We start from the raw sequence: 15,985 nt of genomic DNA, 5'->3' as shown, positions 1-15,985 counted from the left end.
AAATATCGCGATGAATCTCACTTTTCGCTTTTTTGGCGATAAATCTTATCCAGGCCGTTGCATGCGGTCCCTTCTCTCCGTAAAATCCCGCGCCTTAGTGGCTTTCACCATTTTTATGCGTTTTGCCATAATAATTATTCTTCCAATTTCATTTTTATAGCTGGATACCAATGGAAAAAAAACTGGGACTGAGCGCGCTGACCGCGCTGGTTTTAAGCTCAATGCTTGGCGCAGGTGTTTTCAGCCTGCCCCAGAATATGGCCGCCGTTGCCAGTCCGGCTGCGTTGTTAATTGGCTGGGCCATTACCGGCGTGGGGATACTCTTACTGGCATTCGCCATGTTAATCCTTACGCGCATTCGCTCCGAGCTTGACGGCGGCATCTTTACTTACGCCCGCGAAGGCTTCGGCGAACTGATTGGCTTTTGTTCTGCCTGGGGCTATTGGCTGTGCGCGGTCATCGCCAACGTATCCTACTTGGTTATCGTTTTTTCAGCGCTGAGTTTCTTTACCGATACGCCTGCGCTGCGTCTGTTTGGCGACGGTAATACCTGGCAGGCTATTGTCGGCGCTTCAGTCCTGCTCTGGATTGTCCATTTCCTCATCCTGCGCGGCGTACAAACGGCAGCCAGCATCAATCTGGTCGCGACTCTGGCGAAACTGTTGCCGCTCGGCGCGTTTATTGTGCTGGCTATCATGATGTTCAAACTGGATACCTTCACACTGGACTTCACCGGTGTTGAACTCGGTATTCCCGTATGGGAACAGGTCAAGAACACCATGCTTATTACGCTGTGGGTGTTTATTGGCGTTGAAGGCGCCGTCGTCGTCTCGGCCCGAGCGAAAAATAAACGCGATGTAGGCCGCGCCACGCTACTGGCGGTCCTCGCAGCGCTGGGAATATATCTCCTGGTCACGCTGCTTTCTCTTGGCGTTCTTGCGCGTCCGGAACTGGCGGAGATGCGCAACCCGTCGATGGCCGGTCTGATGGTGAAAATGATGGGGCCGTGGGGAGAAATTATTATTGCAGCGGGACTGATTGTGTCTGTCTGCGGGGCTTATCTAAGCTGGACTATCATGGCGGCAGAGGTGCCGTTTCTGGCGGCAGCCTATAAATCCTTCCCGGGCATCTTCGCGCGACAAAATGCGCAAGGCGCGCCTTCTGCATCGTTATGGCTCACCAATATCTGTGTGCAAATCTGTCTGGTGCTGATCTGGCTGACCGGTTCGGACTACAACACGCTATTGACGATTGCGTCAGAAATGATTCTGGTGCCCTACTTTCTGGTCGGCGCATTTCTGCTGAAGATTGCAACGCGTCCCCTCCATCGGGCGGTCGGTATCGGAGCCTGTATTTATGGCTTATGGTTATTATATGCGTCGGGCCCTATGCACCTGCTGCTGTCCGTCGTACTGTACGCGCCTGGATTACTGGTTTTCCTGTATGCGCGTCGGACGCACAAGCATGACAATGTATTAAATCGTCAGGAAGTCGTGCTGATTGGTTTATTGCTGGTCGCGGCGGTTCCGGCTACGTGGATGCTGGTGGGTTAACAACCTCCCCATCGTAATATCCGTATGTATTACGATGGGGAAACCACGGTCTTTGCCAATATTAATGCCATTTAATCCAGCAAAAAATCAGCAGCCACGCGCTTAGCCCCCAGCAGACCACCGCACCGCCAAGCGCGACGGGCAGGCGCATCACGCCGCTGAAATACCATAGCGTTGCAAGATAAATGAAATAAGGAATGATCGACCACATGCTAAAGACGATGGTGGTACGCATCGCGTCGATGCCCCGCTCGCTGGCCACGATATAGTGCGCGATAAGCGCAAACGTTGGAAACAGAGGAATTAATCCGGCGATATAATAATTTTTCGTTTTTGACAGCAGACCAATCAATACGACGACCAGCGCCCCCAGGGCAGCTTTAATCACGAGTCCCATTACCTTGCCTTAACACGCTAATAACAACAGCGTGTAGCATAACGGAACCGCTCTCGTTTAGAAAAGATTTATGGAAGGGAAAACAGAGGCGGTGTATGTTGGCGTTTTCTATTCTCCATTTATAATATGAACCGCATTGTATTTGTTGAAGATGACGCTGAAGTGGGTTCTCTCATTGCCGCTTATCTGGCGAAACATGATATTGATGTCATTGTTGAGCCGCGTGGTGACCGGGCGGAGGATCTTATCCTCACCACTCAGCCCGATCTGGTTTTACTGGATATTATGCTTCCAGGTAAAGATGGCATGACGATATGCCGCGATTTACGCCACCGCTGGCAAGGCCCGATTGTCCTGCTCACCTCGCTGGACAGTGATATGAATCATATTCTGGCGCTGGAGATGGGCGCCTGCGACTACATCCTCAAAACCACGCCTCCGGCCGTTTTGCTGGCGCGTCTGCGCTTACACCTGCGGCAAAGCGAACAAACGCAACAGGCAAAAAGTCTTCAGGAGAGCGCGCTTACGCCGCATAAAGCGCTGCGTTTTGGCGCGTTAACCATCGATCCCCTTAACCGGGCGGTCCAGCTCAATGGCGATTTCATATCGCTCTCCACCGCCGATTTTGAATTGCTCTGGGAACTGGCGACACACGCCGGACAAATTATGGATCGCGACGCGTTGCTAAAAACGCTGCGCGGCGTCAATTATGATGGTCTGGATCGCAGCGTGGATGTGGCGATTTCCCGCCTGCGTAAGAAACTGCTGGATAGCGCTGCAGAGCCCTATCGTATAAAGACCATTCGCAATAAAGGCTATCTTTTTGCCCCTCATGCCTGGGACGAAACGACGGGATAAGTTAGCCGACAAATTTTACCTGCCTTTATCAAGTCATAGTGGCGATGCTCATCACCGCCACTGTTCAAAAAACAGACATTGTATACATGAATGCTATTTTTATTAGTCGAAACGGCCCCTTTATTACCGTTTTCTCTGCGTTGTGGTTCATGATTACGTCTTTTTCGCTCAAGAAAGTTAAATTAAAAAAACTCGAAGCCAGTTCACAAAATTGATAACAGAATGTCTGCCCGCCGCTATATTGCCATCTTTTTTCGCAAATTGTGAAATAAAACAAATCACAACCATGAATATATAATAACAAATATATTCACCATAAATATATGCGTTTCCGATAGTAACTTTTGTATTAATTAATAACATATAAGAAAAGTTAGCATTTGCTGAAATAATATTATTCAGATTAGGATGCCTTTGATTCAACGAATCTGTAGAAGTTCAATCTTTTGCAAATAAGTTAAGTTTTTAAGGATAAAAAAATGAAAAGAAAAGTATTGGCACTTGTCATCCCGGCTCTGCTGGCTGCTGGCGCAGCACACGCCGCTGAAATTTATAACAAAGACGGCAACAAACTAGACCTTTACGGGAAAGTAGACGGCCTGCACTATTTCTCTGATGACTCTTCTAAAGATGGCGATCAGACCTATATGCGTGTCGGCTTTAAAGGCGAAACACAGATTAACGACCAACTGACCGGTTACGGCCAGTGGGAATATAACGTTCAGGCTAACACTACCGAAGGCGAAGGCGCTAATTCCTGGACTCGTCTGGCATTCGCCGGCCTGAAATTCGGCGACTACGGCTCATTCGACTATGGTCGTAACTACGGCGTCCTGTACGACGTGGAAGGCTGGACCGATATGCTGCCTGAGTTCGGCGGCGACTCCTATACTTACGCTGACAACTACATGACCGGTCGTGCTAACGGCGTGGCCACCTACCGTAACACTGATTTCTTCGGTCTGGTAGACGGTCTGAACTTCGCGTTGCAATATCAGGGTAAAAATGAAAGCCAAAGCGCTGACGATGTAAATATCGGTACCAATAACCGTAATAATGGCGACGATATTCGTTACGATAACGGTGATGGCTTCGGTATTTCTACTACCTATGATATTGGCATGGGCTTCAGCGCAGGCGCTGCGTATACCACTTCCGATCGTACTAATGAGCAAGTCAATGCTGGCGGCACGATTGCTGGCGGCGACAAAGCGGATGCATGGACAGCTGGCTTGAAATATGATGCCAACAACATCTATTTAGCGACTATGTATTCTGAAACCCGTAATATGACGCCTTATGGTAAAACGGATGCGGGTTATGCTGGCGGCGTAGCAAACAAAACGCAAAACTTCGAAGTTACAGCCCAATATCAATTTGATTTTGGTCTGCGCCCGGCGGTTTCTTTCCTGATGTCTAAAGGTAAAGATCTGACCTATAACAACGTTAATGGCGATGATAAAGACCTGGTTAAATATGCTGATGTAGGTGCTACCTACTATTTCAACAAAAACTTCTCCACCTATGTTGATTATAAAATCAACCTGCTGGATGATGACGACCCGTTCTATAAAGATGCCGGTATCAGCACTGATGATATCGTCGCGCTGGGTATGGTTTACCAGTTCTAATTATTCATTAATTCTTCTCAAGCCCGCCGTTTCGGCGGGCTTTTCTTTTTTTATCACCACCGTTCTAAAAACAGAACGCACTGTTCCCTGGGCACAGATTGAACAATTCTTGTTCGCTCTCTATGGTTTGCTTATCGCCCGACAAAAGGAACATGCTAATGATCAGTCTCGTCCCGCCTCTGCTTTCCAGCACCGCGCTTCTCTTTCTGCTCATGGCCACAGGCGCAGCCACCGCCGCCCGCCCGGCAGCGGATATTATTTTGCATAACGGTAATATCATCACTCTGAATGATGCCCAGCCGCAGGCCAGCGCGCTGGCGATTTCCGGCTCGCGGATTGTGGCGATTGGCGATGATACGGCGAAAAATGAATGGCGCGGCAACCATACCCGTACCATCGATTTACAGGGTAAAACCGTGATACCCGGTCTGACCGATACCCATATCCACGCCATTCGCGGCGGACAAACCTGGACATTCGAAACCTACTGGTACGACAGCCCTTCGCTTAAAGACGCGCTGGATAAATTACGCGCCGACGCTAACCGTCGTCCCCACGATCAATGGGTAGCCGTAGTGGGATCGTGGATACCGGCACAATTTGCAGAAAACCGGGCGCCGACGGTAGCCGAACTGAGCCACGCCCTTCCCGATCATCCGGCTTATATTCAGTATCTTTACGACTATGCGTTAGTGAATCAGCGCGGTATAGACGTACTTGGCCTTAACGACACCCCTCCTCCTGATTTAGCGGGAATCCGCGTAGAGCGCGACGCAAAAGGTAGCGCCACGGGGAAATTATTTGGTGACATCGCCGCGTTCAATCAGCTTTTTGCCAGCATAAGTAGTAACGCCGATCGCGAGGGCGGTCTGCGGCAATTTTTCGCTGATATGAACGCTCGCGGCGTGACCGGCATCATTGACCCCTCTGCCGGGCCTGCCGCCGCTTATGAGCCTTTATTTGCAATGCGAAACCAGGGGGATTTACCGCTGCGCGTGGGGTATCGCATTCCGGTACAGCCAGAAGCGAAAGGTCATGAAGCGCAGTGGTTCAGCAACCTGATGGCCTTTCGCCCGGCGCGTGCCGATGACGGGCAACTGGCTTTTCTTGGCCTGGGGGAAAGCCTGGTGGCCGGAATGAATGACGGCGTGCGGATGGCCCCAGGATTTTCTTCCTCAGAGCAGGACAAAACCGCGCTTCGCCAGGTCGCGACGTTTGCGGCAAAACGGGGAATACCGCTTGAGATCCACGCCTATACCGATGACAGCGCCGACGCGATATTGACGATTTTTGAGCAGGTAGCGCAGCAGTACGATCTGCGCCCTCTCCGCTGGTCTATTGCGCATCTGAATACCGGTTCGCCACAGACGCTTGAGCGAATGCGTAAGCTGGGCCTGGCATACACTGTGCAAATGGGGCCTTACTTTGAGGGGCTTGCCATCCGTGACGCCAATCCACCCGGCGCGACGGACAATTCGCCGCCGGTTCGACTGGCGCTGGATAAAGGGCTTGTCGTAGCTGGCGGCACCGATTCGACGCGTATTGGCATTGCCGGTGTCTGGCACGCTATCGAATATCATATCACCGGTATAGCGTCAGGCGGTTCCGTGCGTAAACCCGCCAGCGAGCGGCTCACGCGTCTGGAAGCGCTAGCGTTATATACACGTCATGCCGCCTGGCTCGCCTTTGCCGAACAACACCGGGGCCAGCTTAGCGTCGGAAAACAGGCCGATCTGGCGGTACTCAATCAGCCATTTATGACGATGCCCGAAGACAGAATTGATACCATTCGCGCTGTTTTGACGCTTGTCGATGGACGCATTGTTCACGAAAGTCCGGACCTTAACGCCGGACAATGAGGTTGTCAGTTGACGCAAAGCCTGCTTTTATAACCCACCAGCGGCGCTGACGGGACATCTTTTTCGTCAGCGCGCGATAGAGCTAATGTATTGATATCCGGTGGGCGTTGATGAAAAAGCTGTTTGTGCAGTTTTACCTTTTGCTGTTCGTCTGTTTTCTGGTCATGACCTTATTGGTCGGACTGGTGTACAAATTCACCGCCGAACGCGCGGGCAGGCAATCGCTCGACGATCTGATGAAAAGTTCGCTCTATCTGATGCGCAGCGAACTGCGGGAAATTCCGCCGCGTGAATGGGGGAAAACGTTAAAAGAGATGGACCTGAACCTCTCTTTCGATTTACGCGTTGAACCGTTAAATCACTATAAGCTTGATGCCGCCACCACGCAGCGACTGCGTGAAGGCGATATCGTCGCGCTTGACGATCAATACACCTTTATTCAGCGTATCCCACGCAGCCATTACGTCCTGGCGGTTGGCCCGGTTCCCTATCTCTATTTCCTGCATCAAATGCGATTGCTGGATATCGCTTTAATGGCACTCATTGCCTTTTCTCTCGCCTTTCCTGTGTTTATCTGGATGCGCCCGCACTGGCAAGAAATGCTCAGGCTCGAATCCGCCGCGCAGCGCTTTGGCGAGGGTCATTTGACTGAACGCCTGCATTTCGATAATGGCTCCAGTTTCGAACGTCTGGGCGTCGCGTTCAACCAGATGGCGGATAACATTAATGCTCTGATCGCCAGTAAAAAACAGCTGATTGACGGTATCGCCCATGAGCTTCGCACGCCGCTGGTACGTTTACGCTATCGGCTTGAAATGAGTGAAAATCTGACACCGCCGGAATCACAGGCGCTCAATCGCGATATTGGTCAACTGGAAGCGCTGATTGAAGAACTGCTCACCTATGCGCGCCTTGACCGACCACAAAATGAACTGATGTTGACCGAACCCGACCTCCCCGCCTGGTTGCTCGCGCATTTGCAGGACGTGCAAAGCGTGACCCCGGAACGCGCCGTAAACCTTGTCACATGTGTAATCGGCGATTATGGCGCGCTTGATATGCGGTTAATGTCGCGAGTGCTGGATAACCTGCTGAATAATGCGTTGCGCTACAGTCGTACCACCGTTCAAGTCAGCCTGTTACTCGACGGCAGTCAGGCAACGCTGATAGTTGAAGATGATGGCCCCGGCATTGAAGCGGATGCGCGTGAGCGCATATTTGAACCTTTTGTCAGACTCGACCCCAGTAGAGACCGGGCGACAGGCGGCTGCGGGCTTGGACTCGCCATCGTACACTCTATCGCACTGGCGATGGGCGGTAGCGTCGTCTGTGACGAGAGCGAACTGGGCGGCGCAAAATTTAGCTTTCGCTGGCCGGTCTGGCACGCGATGCCCGACATGACCGCTGCCTGACGCATTTTGCACGCTGGTTGAGCGGCGGGAACTGTGCTATACAGATAGTATGTTGTAACTAAAGTGAATGATACCATGTCCCGCTACGATCTCGTTGAACGCCTGAATGGCACTTTTCGCCAGATAGAACAACACCTGGCGGCGCTGACGGATAATCTACAGCAGCATTCGCTACTTATCGCCCGTGTCTTTTCACTGCCGCAGGTGACCAAAGAGGCGGAACATGCGCCGCTGGATACTATCGAGGTAACGCAACATCTGGGGAAAGAGGCCGAAGCGCTGGCGCTACGTCACTATCGCCATTTGTTTATTCAACAGCAGTCCGAAAACCGCAGCAGTAAAGCCGCCGTCCGCCTGCCTGGCGTCTTATGCTATCAAGTGGATAATGCGATACAGTTAGATCTGGAAAATCAGATACAGCGCATTAACCAGTTGAAAACCACCTTCGAGCAGATGGTTACGGTAGAGTCCGGTCTTCCCTCAGCGGCACGTTTTGAGTGGGTGCATCGGCATCTCCCCGGCTTAATTACGCTGAACGCTTACCGCACGCTGACGCTTATCAATAACCCCGCCACCATACGTTTCGGCTGGGCAAATAAACATATTATTAAAAATTTAAGCCGGGATGAGGTTCTGAGCCAGTTGAAAAAAAGCCTCGCGTCGCCGCGCAGCGTCCCGCCGTGGACACGCGAACAATGGCAATTCAAGCTGGAACGGGAATATCAGGATATCGCTGCCTTACCGCAGCAGGCCCGACTCAAGATTAAGCGTCCGGTTAAAGTACAGCCGATCGCCCGCATCTGGTATAAAGGCCAGCAGAAACAGGTGCAACACGCCTGCCCCACGCCGATTATCGCATTAATCAACACGGACAACGGCGCTGGCGTGCCGGATATTGGCGGGCTGGAAAACTATGACGCCGATAATATTCAGCATCGTTTTAAACCACAGGCGCAGCCGCTGCGACTGATTATTCCGCGACTGCACCTGTATGTGGCGGATTAACGTCCCGGCGTCATACTGCCAACCATCAACTCCGGACGTACCCAGGCGTCGAACTCCTCGTCGCTAAGGTATCCTAATGCCACGGCTGAGGCTTTGAGCGTCAGCCCTTCTTTATGCGCCTTCTTCGCAATCTCCGCCGCTTTATCGTAACCGATGTGCGTATTGAGCGCAGTGACCAGCATCAGCGACTCATTCAGCAACTGCGTAATACGCTCGCGGTTTGGCTCGATTCCTGACGCACAGTGTTGATTGAAACTCTCCATGCCATCGGCCAGCAGGCGCACCGTTTGCAGAAAATTATGAATAACCATCGGACGATAGACGTTGAGCTCAAAGTTGCCCGATGCGCCCCCCATATTGATGGCCACATCGTTACCCATCACCTGGCAACATAGCATCGTTACCGCTTCACACTGGGTCGGATTCACTTTACCAGGCATAATGGAACTGCCTGGCTCATTCTCCGGGATAGCAATCTCGCCAATGCCGCAGCGCGGGCCGGACGCCAGCCAGCGAACATCGTTGGCGATTTTCATCAGCGAGGCCGCCAGTCCTTTTAATGCGCCATGCGCCTGTACCAACGCGTCACAGGTCGCCAGCGCTTCGAATTTATTCGGGGCGGTAACAAACGGCGCCGCGGTAATCGTCGCCAGTTCCTCGGCCACGCGCCGGGCATATTCCGGATGGGTATTAAGCCCTGTCCCCACTGCGGTTCCGCCGAGCGCCAGTTCTGCGACGTGCGGTAAACTGTGCTCAATGTGCCTGAGGTTATGTTCCAGCATGGCTACCCAACCGGAAATCTCCTGGCCTAAGGTGAGCGGCGTCGCGTCCTGCAGGTGAGTACGGCCAATTTTGACAATATCGGCGAAAGCGTGGGATTTATCGCGAAGCGTATCCGTTAATGCGGATAATTGCGGGATAAGGTGTTCGCGTAACGCCAGTAACGCCGCCACGTGCATGGCGGTTGGGAACACATCGTTTGAGCTTTGACTCTTATTGACGTCATCATTGGGATGCAACTTGCGTTCCATACCGCGAACGCCGCCCAAAATTTCACTGGCGCGGTTCGCTAACACCTCATTCATATTCATGTTGCTTTGCGTACCGGACCCGGTCTGCCAAATCGCCAGCGGAAACTCATCAGCATGTTTTCCCGCCAGCACTTCATCAGCCGCCTGGATAATCGCGCTGGCTTTTTCCGCCGCCAACAACCCTAAGTCCTGGTTGACCTTCGCAGCGGCGCGCTTGGTCAACGCCAGAGCGTGAATGAGCGAAACGGGCATTTTCTCCGTGGAAATCCGAAAATGCTCCAGCGAACGTTGAGTCTGCGCCCCCCACAGTTTATCTGCCGGGACTTCAATCGCGCCCATTGAATCTTTCTCGCGGCGTACCGTTACCATTACCTGCTCCTTACTCAAGTTGATGAGATCATGTGTCGACATTGCTCACATGTTTGCGGTCTTATGAGTATTAACGATAACAACACAACGGTGTAGACCGGATAAGGCGCTTGCGCCGTTCTCCGGCAAAATAGCGAATCATGTTACCGCCCCGCAGGGCGGCGACATTACTTAACGCAGCGCGCGCACTGCGATGACTGAATCTGCTGGAAGAAATCGTTGCCTTTATCATCCACCAGAATAAAGGCCGGAAAATCCTCCACTTCAATTTTCCAGATAGCCTCCATACCCAGTTCAGGATATTCCACGCACTCCAGGCGCTTGATACTGCCCTGCGCCAGAACGGCTGCGGGGCCGCCGATACTGCCCAGGTAGAAGCCGCCATGTTTCTTACAGGCATCGGTCACCTGCTGGCTGCGGTTGCCTTTCGCCAGCATGATCATACTGCCGCCCTGCGACTGGAGCTGATCAACATAAGAGTCCATTCGTCCTGCGGTAGTCGGCCCAAGCGACCCGGAGGCGTACCCTTCCGGCGTTTTTGCCGGCCCCGCATAATAGATAGGATGATCTTTGATGTACTGCGGCAAACCTTCGCCTCTGTCCATCCGTTCTTTCAGTTTAGCGTGCGCGATGTCGCGGCCCACAATAATCGTGCCGTTCAGCGACAGGCGCGTTGATACCGGATACTGCGACAGTTGTTGCAGTATCTCGCTCATGGGACGGTTAAGATCAACGCGCACCGCCTCGCCCTCTCCCGCCTGGCGCAGCGCCTCTGGAATATATTTACCGGGATTGCGCTCCAGCTTCTCGATCCAGATCCCTTCCCGGTTGATCTTCGCTTTAATGTTTCGATCCGCGGAGCAGGACACGCCCATACCTACCGGACACGATGCCCCGTGGCGCGGCAATCGGATGACACGAATATCGTGAGCGAAATATTTGCCGCCGAACTGCGCGCCCAAGCCAAGATTTTGCGCCTCAAGCAACAATTCTTTTTCCAGCTCAATATCGCGGAAGGCCTGCCCGTGTTCATTGCCTTCGGTTGGTAGCGCATCATAGTATTTTGCCGAGGCCAGCTTAACGGTCTTCAGGTTCGCTTCCGCCGAGGTGCCGCCAATGACAAACGCGATGTGATACGGCGGACAGGCGGCGGTGCCCAGCGTACGCATTTTATCAACGAGATAATTTTTGAGCTTACCCGGCGTCAGAAGCGCTTTTGTCTCCTGATAGAGGTAGGTTTTATTCGCCGATCCGCCGCCTTTAGCGATACAGAGGAATTTATATTCATCGCCATCGACGCTGTAGAGATCGATCTGCGCTGGCAGGTTAGTACCGGTATTGACCTCTTTGTACATATCCAGCGCCGCGTTTTGCGAATAGCGCAGGTTATCTTCGATATAGGTGTTATATACGCCGCGAGCCAGCGCCGCTTCATCACCTCCACCAGTCCAGACGCGTTGGCCTTTTTTGCCGACAATAATGGCCGTACCGGTATCCTGGCAGGTGGGCAACACGCCCTTGGCCGCGATATCGGAGTTTCGCAGGAATTGCAGCGCGACATATTTGTCGTTTTCACTGGCCTGCGGATCGCGCAGAATATCCGCCACCTGCTGCTGATGCGCGGGACGTAGCATAAAAGACGCATCGTGGAAGGCCTGACGCGCCAACAGCGTTAGCGCTTCCGGCGCGACTTTCAGGATCTCTTGTCCTTCGAATTCGGCGACGGAAACATGTTCGCTGGTCAACAAGTAGTACTCGGTATCGTCCTTTTTGAGGGGAAAAGGGTCTTGATAAAAGAAGGGTTTGTTTGACATTGTGCTCTCACTTACCGCTCGGTATGGTTATTCTCTGGGCAGGTGTTCCATTGCCCGACTCAAAGCGAGTAACACTATCCTACACAATTTTTTAACAAAAACTGAGACAAGTACGACTTTTTACGCCCGGAGGTTACTTCATGCGGGTTTCTTGGTTTAATACCTCCCATTGATCTCCACATTGAAACAGGGCTTGATAATGCAAAAACTCATTAACTCAGTGCAAAACTATGCCTGGGGAAGTAAAACTGCGTTAACGGAACTTTATGGCATCGCCAATCCGCAGCAGCAGCCAATGGCTGAACTCTGGATGGGCGCGCATCCCAAAAGCAGCTCGCGAATCACCACCGCCAACAGCGAAACCGTCTCCCTGCGTGACGCCATCGAAAAGAATAAAACCGCCATGCTGGGCGAAGCGGTAGCCAACCGTTTCGGCGAACTGCCGTTTCTGTTTAAAGTACTGTGCGCCGCGCAGCCGCTCTCTATTCAAGTGCACCCGAATAAGCGCAATTCCGAAATCGGTTTCGCGAAAGAAAATGCGGCGGGTATCCCCATGGATGCCGCAGAGCGGAACTATAAAGATCCTAACCATAAACCAGAGCTGGTTTTTGCCCTGACGCCTTTCCTGGCGATGAACGCGTTCCGCGAATTTTCTGACATTGTCTCTTTACTGCAACCTGTCGCCGGCGCGCATTCCGCTATCGCCCACTTTTTGCAGGCGCCGAACGCTGAACGTCTGAGCCAGCTTTTCGCCAGCCTGTTGAATATGCAAGGCGAAGAAAAATCCCGCGCGTTAGCCGTACTCAAAGCGGCGCTTAACAGCCAGCAAGGCGAACCGTGGCAAACGATCCGCGTGATTTCAGAGTATTATCCTGACGACAGCGGGCTTTTCTCTCCTTTGTTGCTGAATGTGGTCAAACTGAATCCCGGCGAAGCGATGTTCCTGTTTGCCGAAACGCCTCATGCTTATCTGCAGGGCGTTGCGCTGGAAGTCATGGCAAACTCCGATAACGTTCTGCGCGCTGGCCTTACGCCAAAATATATCGACATCCCTGAACTGGTCGCGAACGTGAAGTTCGAACCTAAGCCTGCCAGCGAGTTGCTGACTGCCCCGGTAAAAAGCGGCGCGGAGCTGGACTTCCCAATTCCGGTTGACGATTTTGCTTTTTCACTGCACGACCTGGCGCTTCAGGAGACGAGCATCGGCCAACACAGCGCCGCGATTCTGTTCTGCGTTGAGGGTGAGGCGGTGTTACGTAAAGATGAACAGCGTCTGGTACTGAAGCCGGGTGAATCTGCCTTTATCGGCGCGGATGAGTCTCCGGTTAACGCCAGCGGCACGGGCCGTTTAGCGCGTGTTTATAACAAGCTGTAGCAACGTACTGAATTTTTTAACAACTCTTGCTAAGCTTATAACAGACGTAAAACTCCTCCAGGCGGTTTAATCCGCCTGGTTTCATTTTTATGGACAATTGATATGAAAAAAACACTGGTAGCTGCAGGTGTAGTGATTGCACTTGGCATCGTCTGGACAGGCGGCGCCTGGTATACGGGGAAAAAGCTGGAGAACCATCTTGCAGAAATGGTGACTCAGGCCAATGAACAGCTCAAGCGTACTGCGCCGGAGGCCGGTGTCGAATTAAGTTATCAAAACTACCAGCGTGGCGTGTTCAGTAGCCATCTGCAACTGGTTGTCAAACCGGTTGCCGGCGCAGACACTACCTGGTTGAAACCCGGGCAAAGCATTGTGCTGGACGAGTCCGTTTCACATGGCCCCTTCCCGCTCGCCCAGCTCAAAACGCTCAATCTGATCCCTTCTATGGCGTCGGTAAAAACCACCCTGGTGAATAACGATGCGGCAAAACCCCTCTTTGATATCGCGAAAGGCGACACGCCCTTTGTTATCAATACCCGCATTGGTTATGGCGGCGATACCCGCTCCGATATCTCTCTCAAGCCGTTAAACTACGAGAATGCCGGTGAAAAGGTCGCCTTTAGCGGCGGCGAGTTCCAGCTTAACGCCGATAAAGACGGTAATGTGGTTTCGCTGTCGGGCGAAGCGCAGAGCGGCCTGGTCGATGCCGTTAACGAATATAATCAGAAGGTCCAACTCACCTTTAATAATTTGAAAACAGACGGTACCAGTAAACTGGCAAGCTTTGGCGAACGTGTGGGCGACCAAAAGTTAACGCTGGATAAACTGTCCATCGCCATTGAGGGTAAAGAGATGGCGGTGCTGGAAGGGATGGAAATTGCCGGCAAGTCCGATCTCGTCAACGACGGAAAAACCATTAACAGCCAGTTGGATTACTCGCTTAACAGCCTGAAAGTGCAGAATCAGGATTTAGGCAGCGGTAAATTAACGCTGAAAGTCGGTCAAATCGACGGCGAAGCCTGGCACCAGTTTAGTCAGCAATATCATGCGCAAACGCAGGCGCTGTTGAATCAGCCGGACGTGGCGCAGAATCCTGAGCTTTATCAGCAAAAAGTCACTGAAGCGTTCTTTAGCGCTCTCCCCGTGCTGTTAAAAGGCGATCCGGTACTGACCCTGGCGCCGCTTAGCTGGAAAAACGCCAAAGGGGAAACCACGCTGAATCTGTCGCTGTTCCTCAAAGATCCGGCAACCACAACGGCACAACCGCAAACGCTGGCGCAGGAAGTCGACCGCTCCGTGAAATCGCTGGATGCGAAACTGGCAATTCCAATGGACATGGCGGTCGAGTTTATGACGCAGATAGCAAAACTGGAAGGCTATCAGCAGGATGATGCGGAAAAACTGGCAAAACAGCAGGTGCAGGGGCTGTCCGCAATGGGTCAGATGTTCCGACTGACAACGCTGAAGGATAATACTATCGCCTCCAGTTTGCAGTACGCCAATGGCCAGATCACGCTCAACGGACAAAAAATGCCGTTGGAAGACTTTGTCGGCCTGTTTGGGATGCCGGCGCTTTCCGTTCCGGACGTTCCGGCGCTGCCTCAACAATAATCGCCTTGCCGGGTGTCGCGACGCTGCACCCGGTCTGCGCCGAACGACGCGCAGCCTCTACTTTTGCGTTACCAGGCGAGCGGCTATCGTTTGACTCCGCACATGGTGCTCGTCGTGAGCAATACGCTGCAATATTCGTTCGGCCAGGGTATAGCCTATTTCTCGCGCCGGCGTACTGGCCCAGATAATCGGCAGGTCGTCGAGGGCGTTCTCCGCCACATCAGCAAACGCCGCCAGCGACACCTGCTGCTCGAAATAACGATCGACACCGCTCTCGCCACTCTGTCGTCCAGCTCTCAGTAGGCCAAACCACGCCCCCATCGCAATGGTTTCGTTGTAACAAACGACAGCGCTAATGGTCGGATTGTATCGCAACAGCGCGGTAATGCTTTCTGCTGCCTGCTTCTGACTGGAAGCGCATTCCACGACCCACTCGCTGTGAAACGGTAGACCGTATTTTAACAACGTCGCGCAATAGCTGCCCACGCGCTCCGCGCGGGTTAAAGATGCGCTTTGTCCTCCCAGCCAGGCGATGCGCTGATGGCCCTGACGAATAAGGTACTCCGTCAGGAGTTGCGCCGCCTGCATGTTGTCAGGCCGAACGGTATCCGCATCATCAAGATAGCTGGCGCGTGACGCAAACACCACCGGAATTCCTTGTGTGTCGGCCTGCGCTCTTCTTCGCCAGCGGTGCTCTCGCTCACGGCGCATATTGCCGCGTATCAGCACGGCGCGCCGTGGCTGGATGCGTTACGCGCCTCGCTGGCGGCTAATATGCGCTATATTGAGCAGGCGCTGAATGGCGCCTTTCCGACGTTGAACTGGCAAGCGCCGCCATCGACCTATCTGGCCTGGATTGATCTCCGTCCACTCGGCATTGACGATCAAAAATTACAGCACACGCTCATTCATCAGGAGAAAGTCGCCATTATGCCCGGCGATACCTATGGCGCAGAAGGCCGGGGATTTGTGCGTCTGAATGCCGGATGCCCTCGCCTGAAACTTGAAAAAGGCGTCAACGGATTGATTAACGCTATCCGCACCGTTCGCTGATACCGTCTACAAGCGGG

At 52.8% G+C, this 15,985-nt stretch carries 11 protein-coding genes and 2 pseudogenes; 9 read left to right on the top strand and 4 right to left on the bottom strand.

Annotated features, from left to right (window positions below; all coding sequences use genetic code 11):
• Window positions 1–170: 170 nt before the first annotated feature.
• Window positions 171–1,553, top strand: coding sequence for an amino acid permease (locus ABVN36_RS07980; RefSeq protein WP_000412353.1), 1,383 nt, complete (start codon window positions 171–173; stop codon window positions 1,551–1,553).
• A gap of 61 nt (window positions 1,554–1,614) precedes the next feature.
• On the opposite strand, the gene ABVN36_RS07975 is transcribed toward ABVN36_RS07980, so the two are convergent.
• Window positions 1,615–1,950, bottom strand: a complete 336-nt coding sequence (locus tag ABVN36_RS07975) for a GlpM family protein (protein ID WP_000524877.1) — start codon at window positions 1,948–1,950, stop codon at window positions 1,615–1,617.
• 126 nt (window positions 1,951–2,076) lie between these two features.
• Between ABVN36_RS07975 and rstA the strand changes: the two genes are divergently transcribed.
• From rstA to tus, 5 genes are all read left to right on the top strand, one after another.
• The gene (rstA, locus tag ABVN36_RS07970) at window positions 2,077–2,808 is read left to right on the top strand and encodes a two-component system response regulator RstA (RefSeq protein WP_001080048.1); all 732 of its coding nucleotides are present in this window, start codon (window positions 2,077–2,079) and stop codon (window positions 2,806–2,808) included.
• 479 nt (window positions 2,809–3,287) lie between these two features.
• Window positions 3,288–4,439 carry a porin OmpS2 gene (gene ompS2 / locus ABVN36_RS07965; RefSeq protein WP_023138129.1) on the top strand — a complete coding sequence of 384 codons (1,152 nt, stop codon included), beginning with the start codon at window positions 3,288–3,290 and terminating at the stop codon, window positions 4,437–4,439.
• Window positions 4,440–4,591: 152 nt separating this feature from the next.
• The gene (locus ABVN36_RS07960) at window positions 4,592–6,298 is read left to right on the top strand and encodes an amidohydrolase (protein WP_075321916.1); all 1,707 of its coding nucleotides are present in this window, start codon (window positions 4,592–4,594) and stop codon (window positions 6,296–6,298) included.
• A gap of 110 nt (window positions 6,299–6,408) precedes the next feature.
• Window positions 6,409–7,710, top strand: a complete 1,302-nt coding sequence (rstB, locus tag ABVN36_RS07955) for a two-component system sensor histidine kinase RstB (RefSeq protein ID WP_000732953.1) — start codon at window positions 6,409–6,411, stop codon at window positions 7,708–7,710.
• Between the two features lie 75 nt (window positions 7,711–7,785).
• Complete coding sequence (tus, locus tag ABVN36_RS07950; RefSeq protein ID WP_000092487.1) at window positions 7,786–8,715, top strand: DNA replication terminus site-binding protein; 930 nt, start codon at window positions 7,786–7,788, stop codon at window positions 8,713–8,715.
• Here the strand turns inward: tus and fumC are convergent.
• Together fumC and fumB are read right to left on the bottom strand one after the other, a co-directional pair.
• Entirely contained in the window at window positions 8,712–10,115 is a 1,404-nt protein-coding gene (gene fumC / locus ABVN36_RS07945) for a class II fumarate hydratase (RefSeq protein ID WP_023138127.1), read from the bottom strand. The genes tus and fumC overlap by 4 nt on opposite strands.
• Before the next feature lie 167 nt (window positions 10,116–10,282).
• A complete protein-coding gene (gene fumB / locus ABVN36_RS07940; protein ID WP_000066609.1) occupies window positions 10,283–11,929 on the bottom strand; it encodes a class I fumarate hydratase in 1,647 nt (548 codons plus the stop codon).
• 199 nt (window positions 11,930–12,128) lie between these two features.
• Between fumB and manA the strand changes: the two genes are divergently transcribed.
• Both manA and ABVN36_RS07930 read left to right on the top strand, forming a co-directional pair.
• A complete protein-coding gene (manA, locus tag ABVN36_RS07935) occupies window positions 12,129–13,304 on the top strand; it encodes a mannose-6-phosphate isomerase (protein WP_023138126.1) in 1,176 nt (391 codons plus the stop codon).
• 102 nt (window positions 13,305–13,406) lie between these two features.
• Window positions 13,407–14,915: a YdgA family protein gene (locus tag ABVN36_RS07930; RefSeq protein WP_000753334.1), complete on the top strand. Its 1,509-nt coding sequence runs from the start codon at window positions 13,407–13,409 to the stop codon at window positions 14,913–14,915.
• A gap of 57 nt (window positions 14,916–14,972) precedes the next feature.
• Here ABVN36_RS07930 and malI read toward each other — a convergent pair.
• Window positions 14,973–15,575, bottom strand: a pseudogene (gene malI, locus ABVN36_RS07925) (Mal regulon transcriptional regulator MalI); the annotation flags it as partial.
• Window positions 15,576–15,593: 18 nt separating this feature from the next.
• Between malI and ABVN36_RS07920 the strand changes: the two are divergent.
• Window positions 15,594–15,968, top strand: a pseudogene (locus tag ABVN36_RS07920) (aminotransferase class I/II-fold pyridoxal phosphate-dependent enzyme); the annotation flags it as partial.
• Window positions 15,969–15,985: the final 17 nt, after the last annotated feature.

This window comes from Salmonella sp. SJTUF15581, assembly GCF_043356775.1.
Taxonomy (GTDB): domain Bacteria; phylum Pseudomonadota; class Gammaproteobacteria; order Enterobacterales; family Enterobacteriaceae; genus Salmonella; species Salmonella enterica.
Note: the sequence above shows the minus strand (reverse complement) of the source record. Positions and strands in the feature narration are given on the sequence as shown.

Coding starts and splice junctions, on each gene's coding strand:
- ABVN36_RS07980 (WP_000412353.1), top strand. CDS start 171: ATGGAAAAAAAACTGGGACTGAGCGCGCTGACCGCGCTGGTTTTAAGC.
- ABVN36_RS07975 (WP_000524877.1), bottom strand. CDS start 1,950: ATGGGACTCGTGATTAAAGCTGCCCTGGGGGCGCTGGTCGTCGTATTG.
- rstA (WP_001080048.1), top strand. CDS start 2,077: ATGAACCGCATTGTATTTGTTGAAGATGACGCTGAAGTGGGTTCTCTC.
- ompS2 (WP_023138129.1), top strand. CDS start 3,288: ATGAAAAGAAAAGTATTGGCACTTGTCATCCCGGCTCTGCTGGCTGCT.
- ABVN36_RS07960 (WP_075321916.1), top strand. CDS start 4,592: ATGCTAATGATCAGTCTCGTCCCGCCTCTGCTTTCCAGCACCGCGCTT.
- rstB (WP_000732953.1), top strand. CDS start 6,409: ATGAAAAAGCTGTTTGTGCAGTTTTACCTTTTGCTGTTCGTCTGTTTT.
- tus (WP_000092487.1), top strand. CDS start 7,786: ATGTCCCGCTACGATCTCGTTGAACGCCTGAATGGCACTTTTCGCCAG.
- fumC (WP_023138127.1), bottom strand. CDS start 10,115: ATGGTAACGGTACGCCGCGAGAAAGATTCAATGGGCGCGATTGAAGTC.
- fumB (WP_000066609.1), bottom strand. CDS start 11,929: ATGTCAAACAAACCCTTCTTTTATCAAGACCCTTTTCCCCTCAAAAAG.
- manA (WP_023138126.1), top strand. CDS start 12,129: ATGCAAAAACTCATTAACTCAGTGCAAAACTATGCCTGGGGAAGTAAA.
- ABVN36_RS07930 (WP_000753334.1), top strand. CDS start 13,407: ATGAAAAAAACACTGGTAGCTGCAGGTGTAGTGATTGCACTTGGCATC.